The 17,919-nt window shown below is 44.2% G+C and carries 15 protein-coding genes and 1 pseudogene; 13 read left to right on the forward strand and 3 right to left on the reverse strand.

The features are described from left to right. The first annotated feature begins 45 nt into the window (after positions 1–45). The 4 genes and pseudogenes from AC1DLI_RS30330 (at position 46) to fdhA (ending at position 6,902) form a co-directional block, all read left to right on the forward strand. Positions 46–4,098, forward strand: a complete 4,053-nt coding sequence (locus AC1DLI_RS30330; protein WP_477608793.1) for a discoidin domain-containing protein — start codon at positions 46–48, stop codon at positions 4,096–4,098. A gap of 146 nt (positions 4,099–4,244) precedes the next feature. Further along, positions 4,245–4,391, forward strand: a pseudogene (locus AC1DLI_RS30335) (S-layer homology domain-containing protein); the annotation flags it as partial. Positions 4,392–4,663: 272 nt separating this feature from the next. Then, positions 4,664–5,596 carry an NHL repeat-containing protein gene (locus AC1DLI_RS30340; RefSeq protein WP_477608794.1) on the forward strand — a complete coding sequence of 311 codons (933 nt, stop codon included), beginning with the start codon at positions 4,664–4,666 and terminating at the stop codon, positions 5,594–5,596. Between the two features lie 91 nt (positions 5,597–5,687). Then, positions 5,688–6,902, forward strand: a complete 1,215-nt coding sequence (gene fdhA / locus AC1DLI_RS30345) for a formaldehyde dehydrogenase, glutathione-independent (RefSeq protein ID WP_477608796.1) — start codon at positions 5,688–5,690, stop codon at positions 6,900–6,902. A gap of 203 nt (positions 6,903–7,105) precedes the next feature. On the opposite strand, the gene AC1DLI_RS30350 is transcribed toward fdhA, so the two are convergent. Continuing rightward, positions 7,106–7,687, reverse strand: a complete 582-nt coding sequence (locus AC1DLI_RS30350) for a CGNR zinc finger domain-containing protein (protein WP_477608798.1) — start codon at positions 7,685–7,687, stop codon at positions 7,106–7,108. 513 nt (positions 7,688–8,200) lie between these two features. On the opposite strand from AC1DLI_RS30350, the gene AC1DLI_RS30355 reads away from it, so the two are divergent. The 6 genes from AC1DLI_RS30355 (at position 8,201) to AC1DLI_RS30380 (ending at position 12,886) form a co-directional block, all read left to right on the forward strand. Further along, positions 8,201–8,338, forward strand: coding sequence for a hypothetical protein (locus tag AC1DLI_RS30355; RefSeq protein WP_477608800.1), 138 nt, complete (start codon positions 8,201–8,203; stop codon positions 8,336–8,338). Positions 8,339–8,358: 20 nt separating this feature from the next. Then, the gene (locus AC1DLI_RS30360; RefSeq protein WP_477608802.1) at positions 8,359–9,552 is read left to right on the forward strand and encodes an epoxide hydrolase family protein; all 1,194 of its coding nucleotides are present in this window, start codon (positions 8,359–8,361) and stop codon (positions 9,550–9,552) included. A 427-nt stretch (positions 9,553–9,979) separates the two neighbouring features. Beyond that, a complete protein-coding gene (locus tag AC1DLI_RS30365; protein ID WP_477608804.1) occupies positions 9,980–11,137 on the forward strand; it encodes a sensor histidine kinase in 1,158 nt (385 codons plus the stop codon). Further along, a complete protein-coding gene (locus tag AC1DLI_RS30370) occupies positions 11,134–11,796 on the forward strand; it encodes a response regulator (RefSeq protein WP_477608806.1) in 663 nt (220 codons plus the stop codon). Before AC1DLI_RS30365 ends, AC1DLI_RS30370 begins: the two co-directional genes overlap by 4 nt. A 389-nt stretch (positions 11,797–12,185) precedes the next feature. After that, positions 12,186–12,560: a hypothetical protein gene (locus tag AC1DLI_RS30375; protein WP_477608808.1), complete on the forward strand. Its 375-nt coding sequence runs from the start codon at positions 12,186–12,188 to the stop codon at positions 12,558–12,560. A 113-nt stretch (positions 12,561–12,673) separates the two neighbouring features. Beyond that, on the forward strand, positions 12,674–12,886 hold the full coding sequence (locus AC1DLI_RS30380; RefSeq protein ID WP_477608810.1) for a DUF6366 family protein: 213 nt from the start codon (positions 12,674–12,676) through the stop codon (positions 12,884–12,886). Positions 12,887–13,186: 300 nt separating this feature from the next. Here the strand turns inward: AC1DLI_RS30380 and AC1DLI_RS30385 are convergent, their stop codons facing one another. After that, on the reverse strand, positions 13,187–13,537 hold the full coding sequence (locus AC1DLI_RS30385) for a pirin family protein (RefSeq protein WP_477608812.1): 351 nt from the start codon (positions 13,535–13,537) through the stop codon (positions 13,187–13,189). Positions 13,538–13,644: 107 nt separating this feature from the next. Here AC1DLI_RS30385 and AC1DLI_RS30390 point away from each other — a divergent pair, with 107 nt between their 5' ends. From AC1DLI_RS30390 to AC1DLI_RS30400, 3 genes are read left to right on the forward strand one after another with little or no spacing between them, the layout of a single operon-like run. Then, positions 13,645–15,246 (forward strand): spore germination protein, encoded by a 1,602-nt coding sequence (locus AC1DLI_RS30390; RefSeq protein ID WP_477608814.1) that lies wholly within the window; start codon positions 13,645–13,647, stop codon positions 15,244–15,246. Positions 15,247–15,253: 7 nt separating this feature from the next. Beyond that, entirely contained in the window at positions 15,254–16,453 is a 1,200-nt protein-coding gene (locus AC1DLI_RS30395; RefSeq protein ID WP_477608816.1) for a Ger(x)C family spore germination protein, read from the forward strand. A 28-nt stretch (positions 16,454–16,481) separates the two neighbouring features. Further along, positions 16,482–17,579: a GerAB/ArcD/ProY family transporter gene (locus tag AC1DLI_RS30400; RefSeq protein WP_477608890.1), complete on the forward strand. Its 1,098-nt coding sequence runs from the start codon at positions 16,482–16,484 to the stop codon at positions 17,577–17,579. 17 nt (positions 17,580–17,596) lie between these two features. On the opposite strand, the gene AC1DLI_RS30405 is transcribed toward AC1DLI_RS30400, so the two are convergent. Beyond that, positions 17,597–17,815 carry a YczF family membrane protein gene (locus AC1DLI_RS30405; RefSeq protein ID WP_477608818.1) on the reverse strand — a complete coding sequence of 73 codons (219 nt, stop codon included), beginning with the start codon at positions 17,813–17,815 and terminating at the stop codon, positions 17,597–17,599. Positions 17,816–17,919: the final 104 nt, after the last annotated feature.

Consider the following 17,919-nt stretch of genomic DNA (forward strand, 5'->3'; position numbering starts at 1 on the left):
TATCTTTGGCCGTCCAAGTTTGCGGATCCAAAACATGAGAGGCATATGTATCTTCCAAAAGACGAAAACGGCAAAGTAGTAGATGGGTTGAAACAGTTTGAACTGGCAGTAAAACGTCATGGAATGAAATTCGGTTTATATTATGGCGGCGGGGTGCCATATTACACGACCGACGTCTATGTACAGAATCAGATTGATTTGATTGAACGGTATGCGCCTGACTACATTTATTATGATGGGCCGCAAGGGATACCGAATCAAAATTTTGATGTGATATACAGCGTTGTACGCAATTATAGCGATGAAATTATCGTAAACTCCAATGCATGGGGGGCAGAGTATGGAGACCCTGATTTAAGAACCGAAGAAGCATCTGGTATTTACTCTAATGGCRCTGCAAATCATCTTTTAAAACGTACTACGATGGAACCATGGAAAATGATACACACCAAAAACGGCTTATCTCCATATTACGGTAAACGAGATGACTACAGGCAAGTTGTCAAGGAAATGGTAATGAATGTCAGCAGAGGCTATGTGGATAATAATGATCAGACGCCTGTAGATAGCCGCGGGCCCAATTGGAACTCCCCTGAGGAAATTGCGACAAGGTATCCTAAAGCAGAGCAGGAATACATTGATGTAAGAGAAAGTTTGGCAGCATGGTTTGCACCTGTAGGAAAACCGGAAAGACATGAGTCTACAACGGGTACAATGCCATATTTCCTCTCAGGCTATGGCTATGAAGATGATGGAAAAGGCAATGCTGAAAAATTTGCTTTAGCTAATAGTACTACAGGTCCACAATGGGGATACGCAACGTCCAGAGACAACAATGTTTATCTTCATATTATGAAAGGACCTGACAGCAAAAAAGGGTTTGATGCCATTCCTGGAAGGTCTTTAACCATTCGTCCGGTTCCAGATCATGTGACATCCGTAACCTGGTTGAACGAGGATATTCCAGTCACTTCTTTTGTGCAAAATGGAGACAGCCTGACAATCAATCTTGCCAATGTCCAGGAGGATCAGATCGATACGATCATCAAGATTGTAACGGACAATTCTGCTCGCAAATATAAGCTTACAAATGTACAGGCAACGGGTGAACAGTTAACGCCTTCATCGCTTAAAATCAACGCTGAGGGATATATGACATATCCGGCGCTTAAAGCCGCGCTTTCAGGTTTAACATATGATAGCGCGAATCCAGGCATAGCGGCGGTTGACGATAAAGGAATCGTAACTCCGGTATCAAACGGAACAACAAGCATCACCTTAAGCGGTACTTATGAAGGTGTAATGAAACAGGATACATTAAAAGTAACAGCAAGAGACGGCAAAATTTATGTTGGCGAGAGCATGATCGGCACAACCTTACTCGTGAATGGAAAAGAAGCTTACGGCGAGTTTGGTACACTAGAAAAACTCTGCTATCAAATCGAAGGCAGATCATCGAAAGGCGGAGCAATAGGGCTTGATGCGGCGCAAATTCAATGGCACGGCGGTGTCGTTGATTTAAAAGCGGGTGACAAATATAAGCCCGTGGCTATCAAAGAAGTAAATACGTTTACTTTCAAGAAAGATGAGATTATAACGCCTTTCGTAGAACAACCTACACGGGGAGTCGTTTGGGCTGATGTAACTTTAGACGGCAATACATTTACAACAAATAAAATATTCATGGACCTGCTGCCATACCAAAATCTTGCAGAAACCACTGAAATTACAGCGAGTCATGCTCAAGATAAGGCAAAAAATCTAGTTGATGGAAAAACAATTGACGGCATTCATTTTGACGGGTCCAAATGGTCGGTACCCGCAAGTGAAAAGGCATGGATTCAATTTAAGCTGCCGGCAAAGTCCGACATTGCCAATATCAATCTTAACTTTAATTCTTTGGATCAAAGATATATCAATACGCCTAAAACAATAAAAATTCAAACGAGCGCTGATGGCGTGGAATGGATTGATGTCAAAACCGTTAACGGTCCGACGGGTACTGCGTATTTTGGATTCTATGACCAATACGCATTAAACACGGATGCTCAATACGTTAAATTACTATTTGATGGCGGTTCAAACGGGTCAACGATTGATTTGCTTGAAGTGGCCATAAACGGGATAGATAAGTCGAATTTATTTGATCGCTTCGAATATGAGTATAAGCCGATTGATGCGACTACAGGCAAATTTGAAATCGAAGCTTTCAAGGGCAATGGTGAACCGATTGATGAAGCTGCTGATATCGTAGTAACAAGCGAAAACCAGGATATTATTACGGTAGGGGATTCAAACCTGCTAACCGCTGTTTCAGAAGGCATGGCAAAGCTGAAGATTAGAGTAACGATCGGTGGACGTCCGATTGAATATGTTACGTATCTTTTCGTTGACAAGTCAGGAAAAATCTATACAGACTCCTATTTAAGCAACATTAACGTTACTCTAAATAAAACGGTGATTAAACCTAACCAACCTATCGTTGCAACAATTGAGGGCTTGTTAAGTACAGGTGAAACAGCCGATTTATCAAGGGCTACTGTAGAATATCAATTTAGTGATCAAAGGCTCTCGGTTGTTGAGGGCAGCAATACGATCATTGTTAAAGGCGATATTGGTCGTGGATTTAATGCGACTGTTGTTGTAAAGGTTACTTTAGACGGGGTAACCGTTGAAAGTCGTCCTATGCCAATTGCTGTAACTAGGGATACTATCCCTCAGTCACAAATGACGGCAACGGCGACAAGCCAGGAGACGAGTGGTGAAAATAACGCAGCCTCCATGGCGATTGATGGAAACCCAACAACGATTTGGCATACAAAATGGAATAAATCCGACGTGCTCCCCCAATCGATTACGTTAAACCTTGGAGGGACCTTTAATATCAATACAATCGCCTATTTGCCAAGGCAATCAGGAGGCGGCAACGGAATTATTACAGGCTATAACGTATATGTAAGTACGAATGGAGTGGACTTTGCCAAGGTTGCAAGCGGAACTTGGGCAAACGACATTGCGGAGAAAGTCGCAACTTTTACACCGACGAATGCATCGTATGTCAAGCTCGAAGCAACGGCGGGCGTAAACGGGTATGCATCGGCTGCTGAGATTAATGTCTTTGAAGTGAAAGAAGAGGTAAAGACGATCGTAGACTACAAATCGGTTATTGTAGATACGAAACAAGGTGAAATACCAACACTTCCTGCACAGGTTGAGGCTGTATACAACGATGGAACAACAGGGTTAGTGGACGTTGTATGGGAGGAAATCACTGTAGACATGGTAGCAAAAGTGGGTGTGTTTAACGTTTACGGATCCGTTGAAGGAACAGCCGTAAAAGCGAAGGCTACTTACAGAGTAGTCGATCAACAAGCACCAACGACAACGGACAATGCGCCTAGCAGTTGGGCGAAGCAAGACGTCACCGTACTCTTGAAAGCAACTGACAGCGGAACCGGTGTTGCTAACACCTATTACACGGTAGATGATGGTGCCAAGCAAACAGGTAATTCGGTCGTATTGTCCAAAGAAGGCGTTCATACACTTGTTTACTGGAGCGTAGACAAGGCGGGCAATGTGGAGGAAGCCAAATCGATTGAGGTCAAAATCGACCTTACGTCACCTGTGGTGAAAATAACAGGCGCACCTTCGTATACGATTGACCAGACGGTTACCATGACGTGCAGCGCGACCGATGTCATTTCGGGCGTAAACGGTACACCATGCGCTAACCCACTGCTTCAGGCCAAAGCGTATACTCTATTGTCCGGTCAGAATACGGTATCGGTCACAGCGGAGGACGTGGCGGGTCATAAAACGACGGCTACGCATACGTTTACGGTTAAGGCAACGTTTGACAGCTTAAAGACAGTAACAACTGCGTTTCTGCAGGCAACGAATGTTAAAGGATGGGACAGTGTTGCAACATCATTGAATTCTAAATTGGATCAGGCGAAAGCTGCCGCTGCCAGCGGAAAAATAGACGCGGCAAAAAGCATGATGGCCGACTATATTGGTAAAGTAACGGGTCAATCCGGAAAATCCTTTACGAAACAACAAGCGGACATCCTGATTCGGTGGGCTCGAACCGTAATCTAGCTCTAAGAACAAGGCAGTGATTTGCGCCTAAAGAAAAAACAAACTGATTCCGCCTTAATGTCGGAGTCAGTTTGTTTTTATTGGTTCGCATTCCGAACTTAAGTTCCTAGTCTCATTTATAACGATTACGCACAGTAGCTGAGTGGGCAAGACCCTCTGTAGCCGCAGCGTATGAAGCGAATCTCATTAAGGGTCGCGGGAAGAACCTCTTCGCACCGAATGAGAACGCAACGAGAGCGGAAGCAGTGATCATGATCTTGGGGATGTTGGAACTTAAAGAAAAGGTGAATTAAATCTTGCAGCTCTTGTTAGATTAATACTAGGTTAACTAAGAACAGGGGGAGACTGAAAAGCCTTCCCCTGTTCTTTTAATGAAGAAGCCAATGATCAGAATCCCCGTTTACTCATCATAATGTCCATATAGTGCAAAGTTAAGTCTTATTAATTCAAAGACTAATATAGCTTGGAAGTCTACCATAATAGAAAACACTATCATTAATAGACTTAAGCTTTTGCAAACAAAAACAAGATCTAATTACTTAACTAAGGAAAAGAGGATTTAAATATGATCACAAACAAAGTACCGCAATTAGGAAATACGGCACGCAGCTATGATCTTGTCCAAGATTGGGCAAAGCTTCCTGCTCACTTGGAATTTGGCTATACACATGGAATCGTCGTAGACCAACAGGATAACGTCTATGTCTTTCATACAGGAAAGTCCTCCATTTTCAAATTCGATGAGACTGGGGAATTTCAATCGGCTTGGGGCGAAGAGTTCGAGGGTGGCGCACACGGATTTTATCTTCATAAGGAGCAAAATAGTGAATACCTCTTTATCACAGACACTTCTCGCGGTAATGTTGTAAAAATGGATTTAAGCGGAAAGCACTTATTGACATTGGGAACGCCTGATCGTCCTGATATATACAACGAGGAGCTTAAATATATCCCTACAGATGTAGCTGTTTCGGCAAATGGCGATATTTATGTATCCGATGGTTATGGACAAAGCTGGATTCATCAATATACGGCAGCAGGGGAATATATTCGTTCTTGGGGTGGGAAAGGTACGGAATTAGGACAATTGAACTGCCCACATGGTATTTCCATTGATATTCGTAGTGGTATAGAGGAAGTATATGTAGCGGATCGTGGCAATCATCGGATTCAAGTCTTCACCTTACAGGGCGATTTCAAAAGAGTCATCGTCGATGATATGGATCAGCCCTGCAGCTTCTATTATCACGGAGACGAACTTTTCTTCCCAGACCTAAACAGTCGGATTACGATCTTCGATAAAAATGATCGGTTGATCTGTCATTTAGGTGAAGATCAGCAGGCTTACAAACAAGAAGGCTGGCCGAATTTACCTAAGTCTTACTACAAGGATAATAAATTCAGCTCACCGCACGGTGTTTGTGTAGATTCCAAAGGGTCTGTCTACGTTGCTGAATGGATCTTTGATGGACGTATAACTAAGCTTACGCTGGCATAATTACGAGGAGAATATTCCTTATTAATTTGGCTTACAGACTGATAAAGTACCAAGACATCAATTTAAAAATCTAGCATATGGAGATGAGAACATGTCTGGGAATAAGGCAGTTGTTTATAGTAAACCGGGAAGTGTTGAAGTACGAGATACAGCATATCCAGACTTGGTATTGAAGGATGGTCCCGGTGTAAATCCATTAAATGTAGGACGTAAATGTGAGCACGGGGTTATCCTGAAAGTGATTACAACAAATATATGCGGAAGCGATCAGCACATGGTTAGAGGAAGGACAACGGCTCCATCCGGTCTTGTCTTAGGTCATGAGATAACAGGTGAAGTTATTGAAGTGGGTCGTGATGTCGAGTTTATAAAAAAGGGTGACTTGGTCTCTGTTCCTTTTAATATTGCCTGCGGACGTTGTCGCAGTTGCAGAGAACGTAATACAAATATATGTTTAAATGTTAATCCAGATCGTCCTGGTTCTGCTTATGGTTATGTGGATATGGGCGGGTGGGTTGGCGGACAATCCGAATATGTCATGGTTCCATACGCAGACTTTCAGCTATTGAAGTTCCCAGATAAAGAGAAAGCAATGGAAAAAATTCTTGATTTAACTATGCTCTCTGATATTTTTCCAACAGGTTATCATGGTGCGGTTAGTGCTGGGGTTCGCCCGGGTTCAACGGTATATGTTGCTGGTGCAGGTCCGGTAGGTCTTGCCGCAGCGCATTCTGCTCAATTGCTAGGGGCAGCGGTTGTTATCGTCGGTGATTTAAATGCAGATCGTCTTGCCCAAGCGAAAAGCTTTGGTTGTGAGACAGTAAATCTTCGTGAGAATGGTGATTTGGCCGGACAAATTGATCAAATTTTGGGATCTCCTGAAGTAGATTCAGCGATAGATTGTGTTGGTTTTGAAGCGCATGGGCATGGGGAGGGGCATGGCGAAGCGCCAGCAACTGTATTGAACTCCATTATGGAAGTTACTCGTGCAGGCGGTAGTTTAGGAATTCCGGGACTTTATGTAACAGGGGATCCGGGTGCTGTGGATGAGGATTCGAAAATTGGAACATTGAAAATTCGTTTTGGTCTCGGTTGGGCTAAGTCCCACACTTTTGTGACAGGCCAAACGCCAGTTATGAAATACAACAGAGAATTAATGATGGCGATCATGAGCGGACGTGCGCAAATTGCTAAAGCCGTGAATGCCACACTTATATCATTAAATGAGGCTCCAAAAGCTTATCAAGATTTTGATCGTGGCGTTTCCCGGAAATTTGTTATTGATCCGCATGGAGTCGTTAAATAATGGTGTTTATATCCAGATTGGATAAGAATCTATTTATGGAGTAGTTATTTCCTCGACCCCCTTTTTAAATATATAACTTAGACCCTCAGCCCGTTGCTGAGGGTCTAAATTATTTGTGTTTTAGGAAGTACCTGATGATGATGTTGTGCTCTTTTCTTTGTACCATAAATTCGGAAAAAGCTGAAACGGTTACTTTTGTGGAATCAGGTTTCGGAAGCACCGTGTATCGAGGAGCCGCCGGTTTTGGCGGCTTTTTGGCGTGCGCGGAACCGCCGGACCTTCATTAGGTTGCCGCAAACTTTATCGTCGCAGAACCGTTTGGAACGATTCCGGGTTTCATCGTAGTAAACCGCCTGGCAATCCGGATTGTCGCAAATGCGTAAGCGGGAGGGATCGCCCTCCGTGAGTATGCGGCCGAAGGAAGCAGCCACCTCTGCTCCGATGCGGTGCCAGCCTGCTCGTAAAGGAGTGGATTCCAAGCGATAACCTGAATCCGATTCCACGATGCGCAGATTCATTGGTCCGCTCGACAGCGCCCTGTTCAGCCCCTCGAGATCGACGGGATCCACGAACTCGTTCACCGTCGACTTTTGGACGATACGAAGCATGTGCCCTCTCAACCGTTTCAGATCATCCAGTTCTTCCGCGGACGGAGCGCCCGGATAGGGAAGGTTGTGGAAAGTCAGCCATTGTTCCAACCATCCCGGCTTGTCCAGTCGATCTTCGGAGTGACCGCTGCCTCTCCAGTCGTGATAGTCGCTTTTCAGAAAATCGTCCCATAACATCGCGCCACAACTCCCTTGTTTTCATGTGGAAATGTTTCTATTGTAACATCCAAATCATTCCTTAGCTAGTGACTTGACGGCCATAGCGGTTCATGTTTAAGTTTAAAATGTAACCAATAAAACAAATATAAATAGTTACTAACATGAAAGAGGAATTCGTATGTATCGAGTGGGAACTTTGCGTATTGGATGGGACTCCATCTACGACAAGAGAGTCTCGTGTGTGCCTTTGCTGGCAGCGCAAATTCCCTAATCCATTTCACCGAGCTTGGAACTCCCCGCTTTGTCACAGACTTATTTTCCTTAATTAAGAATATCGCCCCCTAACATTGTGCTCCAGCTCCCTTTTTTTCTTGTGAAAAAGCTGTAAATGTAACAATCAAAATAAATAATAGATAGTTACTTGTAATCCTTAGTGGATCATGATATAGTACATCGAGTAACCAATAAAACGTATATAGATGGTTACGAAGAGTGGAATCCGTATGAACCGGGTGGGAGCTTTGCTTTTGGATGAGAATGCAGCTACGGCAAGATGAACTCGTACCCGTCTCTGGTAACAGCCAGAGCCTTTCGATGCAAAATTCCCGCGGCGTTCTGATCGCTGCGCTAGTTGACGGCCACACGCACAAACTCAAAAATTCATGCTAATCAAAAAGGAGATTGAAAAAATGACACAACAACAAGACAAGAACGCTATTCGTCCGTTTCATGTGAATGTTCCGGAAGAGGAGATAACCGAATTGCGCAGACGTATCAACGCGACAAGATGGCCTGAGAAGGAAACGGTCTCGGATCAATCGCAAGGCACACAGCTCGCGACGATTCAGGAACTCGCGCGTTATTGGGCGAATGATTACGATTGGCGCAAGATTGAGACAAAGATCAACGCCGTGCCGAATTTTATTACCGAGATCGATGGTCTGGACATTCACTTCATCCACGTTCGTTCGAAGCATGAGGATGCTATGCCGGTTATCGTTGCGCATGGATGGCCGGGTTCGATCATTGAGCAGATGAAGCTTATTGAACCACTGATCAATCCTACGGCATTTGGGGGAAGTGCATCGGATGCTTTCCATGTGGTCATTCCATCGATGCCTGGTTACGGGTACTCGGGCAAGCCGATTACGACTGGCTGGGATCCTAAACGCATCGCGCGTGCTTATGGAGAGCTGATGACTCGCCTTGGATACACGAAGTATGTGGCGCAAGGCGGCGACTGGGGTGCGATTGTCGTTGACTTTATGGGTGTTCAGGAGCCTAAAGGCTTGATCGGCCTGCACACTAGCATGGCTGGCGTCATTCCGCCAGACGTTGATGCGGCACTTTGGTCCGGTAACCCGCTGCCATCCGGTCTCTCAGACGAAGAGAAGAAAGCATGCGAGCAAGTTGGAGAAAATAAATTCGCCTACGCTGCTATGATGGGAACGCGCCCGCAGACACTGACCGGACTGGTGGATTCGCCTGTCGGTTTGGCAGCCTTTATGCTTGACCACGACTGGAAGAGCCTTGATATGATCTCGAGATCTTTTGCCGGTGTCAAAGAAGGCTTAACGCGCGATGACGTTCTGGACAACATCTCGCTGTTCTGGTTTACGAATTGCGGCGTTTCCGCGTCTCGTATCTACTGGGAGAATGCTAAAGCTGGACATTCCTTCTTCGCCGTCAAAGGTGTCAAACTCCCGGTTGCCGTCAGCGTCTTTCCGGATGATCTCTATGAAGCGCCGAAGAGCTGGGCAGAAAAAGCGTACCCGAATCTTATCCACTACAATAAACTTCCTAAGGGCGGACACTTCGCAGCTTGGGAGCAGCCGGAGCACTTTATTTCAGAACTTCGCACGTCATTCAAGCTGCTTCGTTAATCGGAATCAGGAAACGGGTTTAAATGCTCCAAGTTTACTACTTAAATGTCAATCTGCGGTCCGTTCTGGGCCGCAGATTTCTTTTGTTAGAAGGAGTTGCCTTGAGGCAGCTCCTTTTTGGGTTGTTTGGGTACGAATCAAGTGAAATAATCATCAATTTAATTCGAAAACGAGAAGGGGGAGCAAGATATTTCAAAATGCATTAATAGGACTTCGCGTTATGGTTAAAACTATATCGAAGAGGAAAAAGGCTGATTTAGGCTCTTAGAAGCCGAAACTTGACTGTCCGTTTGTATCGGTCAAGATTCGGTTTTTTTAACTTTATCCAGAACAAACATGGAGTTGCATGATAAGGGAGCTATAGCTGATGCTGAAATTAACGGATATCGTATGGAAAAATCCATTTTCGCTGCGATGGCTTTTCGGGTTGAAGCTTGTTTATGATTTAGTCCTGACCGGTTTGTTTTATTTTGAAAACTCGGTTGCGATCTTTTGGAGACTAAGTTTTGTTGTATTTTCTTTGATGGTTTTTCTTTTCGTTAATCTATTTTACTCCACCATGAAAAAACATTGGCTAGTGCAGCTCCTGATCATCGATTTTTTGGTAACCGCTGCTTATGGCTATATTTATTTCGATGGCAAATTCCCCAATCATTTATTTAATGGAATTACGGCTTTAGCCATTTTCATGTTTGTAAAAAATACCCGAGTGCTCATCGTCACTGGTATATCGTTACTATTGCTTTATTTGGTTACAATGGGCAGCATTGATTGGTATTTGTATCAACGGTTTGATGTAAATAGCTATTTTATTTCCACTTCGTTCATCGTGTTTGCATGTATTGTAAGCTCCTTGATTAATTTTCATCAAAGGGCAAGTAAGAATTCCATGAATCTGTATACGCAATTGATGCAATCCCACGACCGGCTGCAGGAGTATGCACGCCAAACGGAGGAGTGGGCAGCCGCGAGGGAAAGAGTGAGAATTGCACGGGATATTCATGATGCGGTTGGTCATAAACTGACGGCATTGTTAGTTCAAATGCAAGTGGCTCGCAAGCTAAGCAGGCTGGATGCTTTACGCAGTGAGCAGACCTATTTGGAATGCGAGGATTTAATTAGATCTGCCTTGCAAGAGGTGCGTTTATCCGTAAGGGCTATACAAGATGAGTCAATTACATCTACTTCTTTAAATGAAACCCTCGCCTGCTTAGCAGATGAGTTCACCAAAAATGCAAATGTTCATACTGTCTTTAAATTCGAAGGTACACCCATTGCCCTCCCGGGCGGTCTTCAATTAACGACTTATCGAATTGTACAGGAATCCCTTACCAATGCTCAGAAGCATGGCCATGCGACCAATGTTGTCATTTTGTTGGCTTATGCCGAAACCGAGTTTTCTTTAAGCATACATAATGATGGAGAACTGCCTGCCGAACTGCAGCCGGGATTTGGTTTGATGAATTTACAAGAAAGGGTGAAGGAGTGGGACGGAGTAGTACATTTTAGGGCGGATCAGAAGATGGGCTTTGCAGTTGAAGTTAAGTTTCCTTATTCTAAAACGGAAATGGAGCGACAAAATTGAAAATCCTGATTGTCGACGATCAGCGGCTTATGAGGGACGGACTTGCGACCATCATCGGTTTGGAGCCGGGTATGGAAGTGGTCGGAACCGCTGAGGACGGGAGAGATGCCTTTGCCAAAGTAGTCGAATGGCAGCCGGACGTAGTGTTGATGGATATTCGAATGCCGGGAATGGATGGCGTGGAAGGATCGGAATTGATCCTCAAGCATTTTCCAGATACGAAGGTATTGATTCTGACCACCTTCGATGACGCGGAACTCATTCTCAGAGTATTGGAGAAAGGCGTTCATGGATACTTATTGAAGGATATGCCATCGGAGGCGATCATCTGTGCGATTCAATCGGTGTACAGTGGCGGKACGGTGCTCCAACACGAGATCACGGCGATGCTGCTCAAAGAAATGAAAAAAATGTCTGATTTAAACCCGGATCAGGCACAGCAATTAAGTAAAGATGAGCCGGATGAGCTGAGACGATTGACTGAACGAGAGAAAGATGTGCTCGCATTATTGGGTCAAGGGTTCAATAATAAAGAAATTGCAGGTTTGTTGTATCTTACGGAAGGTACCGTGAAAAATCACGTTTCCAATCTGATAGCGAAGCTGGGGCTGCGAGACAGGACACAAGCAGCCGTATTTTTCGTGCGTCATCTTTTATAATTAAAGGGCATGACTTTTGGCATGGAAGCATGAGATTTGTCATGCTTTGAGATCAAATGTTTTGCCTTTTTATTATGCAGCTCATGACTTTTCACAGATTTTCTTACGTTCTATTTTTGTTATAATTTTTCCTTGTTGAATTCCTAGAATGAGTTGAGCTTATGACGAAGAAACAAAAATGGAGATAATGTCCTTTTTTGATTTTGACAATATCAAATCTTTGCAAGCAGAAATGGCGCTCATGTTTGGCGGGAACTAGCAGCTTGCCGGGAAAAGGCAGGATTGACGCAAGATTCAGGAGGTAGTGGCACCGATAATGTTGATATGGATAGCGAAGATGATAAAGTGTAAAACGTGTTGCTAAAAAACTGAAAAAAGGAGGGAAATAGATGAAAAAAGGCTGGTTTGAACTGGACAAGTACAAGCATGATGATTGTTATTGCTGCGACTGCTCGAAAACGTGGGAAATCCATATTTATTCGTATGAAGATGAAGACGATTCAGCACCGGATGTAACCTTGATCTTGAATACGACAGAAGAAACCGGCAACGGTTATTACTTGATGGAGTTTTCGATTACCTATGTAGGCCGCTTCACCATGTTTGATGAGGCAACTGCGCTGGTCAAAAAGTTAGATGAGATCAGTAGCAAAAATGATTCAGTTAGTTTGACTGAGCATTTGGTGGTCTGCAGCGAGTTTTTTGACGAAGGGAAATTTATACAAAAGCTAAGTGCCCCATCCGCTTATGCACAAATTGTATGACCAAAAGTACCGTTTGTCTCACTCGCAACAGGATATTTAGAATCACCTGAGAGAATGAAGGTAACCGCAAATGAAGAATAAGAATAAAGCAGATTTATTCAAGAGGTGGCTTAATGGATTCTCGAAAAGAAACACCTGAAGAACTAAGAGAACGTTTAAGACTAGAGGAATTAAAAAATAACCCTTTTGGTGCGTTTAGTGATGGAGCGAATTCTGCTGAATTTGGAAATTTAGCTGATTTATATGGTGGTTTGGGATGGAAAGGAACTGGAATTATAATTATATTAATGGTTATAGGGTATATAACTTATGAATTACTAAATTAAAAATTACAGGTGCGATAATACATCCTTTGTATGTCATTTTTAATTTTAACGATATAAGAAAATAATTTATATTGTTAACCGAATTGAATTATTCACTTCCCTGTTCTAATAATCAAAAACCGGAAGCTCGAATCGAGCTTCCGGTTTTGAATCAAGCATACCCCTCGCCAAAGCCGCTGAACCACCCAGACAAGGTTGCTGGTGCATGCATATCGACCAAGAAAGCAACCAGTGTCGTATCGCTAGTTGTGTGTAGTGTAGGAAGTTCATCTTCCGAGTCAGAGATCGCGTCTCCTTTCTTTAAATCCACTTATTAGCGATAACGCTGCCATCCATCACGTAAACCCAAGCTGTCATCCCCGGTACCTTTGGTGTTTCGATTTCCTGTCCGCTTGGCACCGATTCCTCATGAAAGAAACTGCTGCCGGCGTTCATCATCATCAACCTCTCGGGTGAGATCGGCGTTTTATCGCCGGACGTATCCTCATGAACCATCGTCCCACGCCACATGTAACTAAAAATTTCGTCATTACGGTGCTCATGCATGCCGACAAGAGTACCTGTATTCAGTAAAGCATGATCAATGCGACTAAGCGGACCGAATGCCGTATCCTCTGTCGGTTGATGAAAAATAAGACCGGGACGCATCATGCGCAATCATCCATCCAGCTGACCGGCACATTATCAAGCTTGAATAGCTGACACACAAGTGGAGAATAATGGTAAATAGAATAGTTTTAAAAAAGGGGCCTTTTTCTATGCTGTTCAAATCATTATTTCCTAAGAAAAAAGAGAAAAAAGAAATGATCCATGAGATAGGATTTCAGGAGAATAATCATCCTCTTCAACAACACATGAATGATACGTTGGAACGAATCAATCAGAAACTCGGTAATAGTCCGGATTTGATTACACGTACGTTTCTGATAGGGGGCGGTCCGGAGACCTGGGTTGCAGCGATCTACATGGAAGGCTTGACGGATATAGAGAAAGTCAATGACTTTGTCGCCCGCTCATTATTGATTGAACCGCAAGATATGGTATCGCCGAAACTGAACAGTCCTCAGTATGTCTTTGAGAACATTAAAGCCAGAGCGGTCACCGTTGGTGATATAAAACAGCAGAGTGACTGGAATGGCATGATGCATGCCTTATTATCGGGAGATATCGTCGTCTTGGTCGACGGCTACGCAGGTAGTATCATTGGAAATCTTAAAGGCGGCGAACAGAGACCTGTACCGGTGCCCGAAACCGAGGTTAATATACGCGGACCTAAGGATAGCTTTAATGAATCGATCGGAACCAATGTAGCTTTGATTCGACGGCGATTGAAAAGTCCGAATCTCTGGCTGGAAACGATGCTAATCGGAAATATCTCGCAGACCACTGTCTCCATTATGTACCTCAAAGACATTGCCGAAGACCGCCTTGTTGATGAATTGAGAAAACGCTTGAAGGATATTCGTATCGACGCGATCCTGGAATCGGGTTACGTCGAGGATTTGATTCAGGATCAGACGTACACACCGTTTCCAACTGTGTACAATACGGAACGGCCAGATGTAGTGGCCGGCAATTTGCTAGAAGGACGGATCGCGGTGTTGGTTGACGGCACGCCCAACACTCTGATTTTGCCGACCACTTTTTCGCAATTTTTTAAAGCGGCGGAGGATTACTACCAGCGGGTTGAATTTACCGTATTCATGCGGCTGATCCGATACTTCGGTTTTTTTGTGGTCTTGCTGCTGCCGTCCATTTACATCGCAGTGGCTACCCACCATCACGAAATGATTCCGACGCCTTTGGCTATCAATTTATTAGCTCAGCGCGAAGGGGTCCCTTTCCCCGTTTTTTTTGAAGCTTTTCTAATGGAGGCAGCATTTGAAATTATGCGGGAGGCTGGCACCCGAATGCCACGGGCGATCGGTCAAGCGGTCTCAACTGTCGGAGCTATCGTGCTTGGGCAAGCCGCAGTCGAAGCAGGCATCGTGACGGCGATGATGGTAATCGTCGTTTCTTTTACGGGGATTGCCAGCTTTACCATGCCTGGCTTTACTCTCTCCACTTCAGCAAGGTTAATTCGGTTTCCTATGATGATAGCGGCTACTACATTGGGGTTTTACGGGATTTTTATATGCTCGATTCTGCTTGTCGCACACCTGACCAGTTTACGGTCTTTCGGGATTCCTTATCTTTCACCGTTCGCTCCATTTGGTCTCAAGCATCAGAAGGATGCCATATGGCGGTCACCATTTAAGACACCGGCAACACGACCGGGTTTGAAGGGCCCGATGTCGGAGACCGCAAAGAAGGATATAACCCCATCATCCAGTAATAACGATCAAACATCGGAAGGCTAGGTACAACATGACACTTAAGATGGGTTTCCTTGCTCTTATGATTCTATGTATGCTTCCTTTGGCTGGCTGCTGGAATTACCGCGAGATGAACGAGCTCGCCATTGCCCTCGCCATGGGAGTGGATAAAGCGGGATCTGGCGAGTACCGCTTCTCGTTCCAGGTTGTTAATGCACGGGATATTTCCGGCATTAAATCATCCGGCCAGATACCGGTTAATGTTTTCTCGGGTAAGGGCAAGACCTTGTTTGAAGCAATCCGGAAAGCATCGCAAAAAGTGCCTCGACGAATTAACGCCCAGCATATGCGAATATTTGTTATTGGGGAGGAACTGGCTAGAGAAGGGATCGAAGAGGTATTCGATTTTATGGAGCGGGATCCTGAACCACGTATGACAACGAGAGTTATTATCGCAAGAAATACCGATGCGGTGACGATTCTGAAGACCGTCACGGCAGTTGAGTCCATTCCTGCCAATGCCATTCTCGGAAAACTGAAAATATCGGGAAGAGTATTGGCAGAAAGTTATGAAGTCGAGATGGATGATGTTATTCGCGGGCTGCTGACCAAAGGTGGAGGTCCTGTTATCAGCGGGATAGAACACATTGGAAAAATAGAAACCGGCGATGAAATCTCAAATGTGGAGCAGACTGAACTCCAGACCGATTTATATACTAGCGGAATGGCTCTCTTTAAAAAAGGAAAATTGGTAGGCTGGGTGAAAGCTGATCGGGCACGGGGGATTTCATGGATAAATAATAAAATGAAGAGCACGATTGTCAATCTCGATTGCGAAACGAAAAAGGATGCTATCGCGATTGAAATTCTCCGCTCCACCACCAAGATTAAGGCTAAGGTTCAAGGCGAACAACCAATCATTCGCATTAATATTGAAGAGATCGCAACAGTTGGAGAAGCGTTGTGTCCGATTGATCTTAGTAAATCGGAGGAAATTCGAAAACTAGAAAAGCAGTTGGACGAAGAGGCTATGCATGATGTGATGGCTGCCGTCAAAGCAGCACAAAAGCTGAAGACCGATGTTATCGGATTTGGAGCAGCTGTGGAACGGTCGAATCCGAAGGCCTGGAAGAAGATGGAGAAGGATTGGGAAAGGATTTTTGCTACATGCAAGGTAGAGGTAAACGTCGAATCGACAATCCGACGTACCAACATGATATCGAAGCCGTATTTATTCGAAACAAAGAAATAGTGTGCATGGAGAAATGGCGGTGGATAAAATGGAAAAAGCGAGAATCAGTCCAGGACAATTATTCACATTAATCGTGCTGTTTGATATGGGGACCGCCATTCTGCGAGTTCTGGCCATGTCGGCGGGAAAAGATGCATGGCTGGCTATTCTGCTTGGGACAGCAGGCGGGTTGGCCATTTTTTTGGTTTATGTTTCACTATACCGTTTATACCCGGAGCTTCCGCTCACCGGATACATAAGAGCGATATTGGGAAAATGGATCGGGTGGCCTTTGGGTTTATTATACGTTCTTTTCTTCATCCATGGTGCGGCTAGAGATTTGCGCGAGGGGAGCGCTTTGATAATCACCTCGGTGATGGATCAAACACCCCTAATTGTGGTTTCTGTCGTTATGGTCTTATCCATCGTTTACGTCCTGAATAAAGGAATTGAAGTGTTGGCCAGAACGGCCCAAATTTTCTTGTTCATTTTGGCGATATTGGGGCCGATCAGCCTCATTCTCTTGTTTGCTTCCGGAGTTATCGATATTAACCGGTTGCTTCCGGTTTTGGGGAATGGCCTGGGCCCCGTCATACAAACAACCTTTAAACAAACGATCGAGTTCCCTCATGAAGAAGTCATTTGTTTCACTATGCTTCTGCCTTATTTGAATAATCGGCAAAAGGGGATTTCTGCTGGGTTCGCCGCTGTGTTGGTCAGCGGTATTGTACTCAGCCTTTCCACTGCCTTGAATATGGCCGTGCTTGGGATTGAAATCGCCGGCCGCTCCACCTTCCCGCTGTTGTCCACAATTCGTTTGATCAATATCGGCGAAATGATTCAACGGCTCGACGTATTTGTCGTTCTAACACTGATCATCGGCGATTTTTTTAAAGTGGCAATCTTTTTTTATGCCGGTGTAATAGCAGCCGCAGATTTAACTCGAACCAAAGACTATCGGAAGCTCGTTCTTCCCGTTGGGGTGATCATTATAATTATGTCTATGATGATCTCCAGCAGTTTTGTAGAGCAAATCGAAGAAGGTGACATATTATTGGTTACCGTTTTTTTGTTCTTTGGAGTCCTTTTGCCAACCTTTTTATTGGTTGCGGCAGTGGTACACAAACGGCTCGGATCTAAGACATAACGCGGGAAGCTTGACGGTTACTTTTTATTCATAAAATAAATAACAACTGGTTTGGTTATAAGATAGAGGAATAGAAGGAACATGATTAAGACTTCCTCATTCATCATGGATCTGAAAGGAACAATGAGATTATCGAGCGTTACCTGCAATGGTATTTGAAGGAACATCAGATCCATGGTTATAACAAAGCAAACACTAAGGATAAATAGCATAAGAGAAATCATAAAAATTCTCATGTTCGATCGTTACCTCCCATCACGTATCCGATAATATCAACGCAGAAGCTGTTCGGCGTCTTGGAATTATTATGATAGTTAGTAATCGATTTCATTCATGGCTA

This window comes from Paenibacillus sp. 01T443 (genome assembly GCF_056398325.1).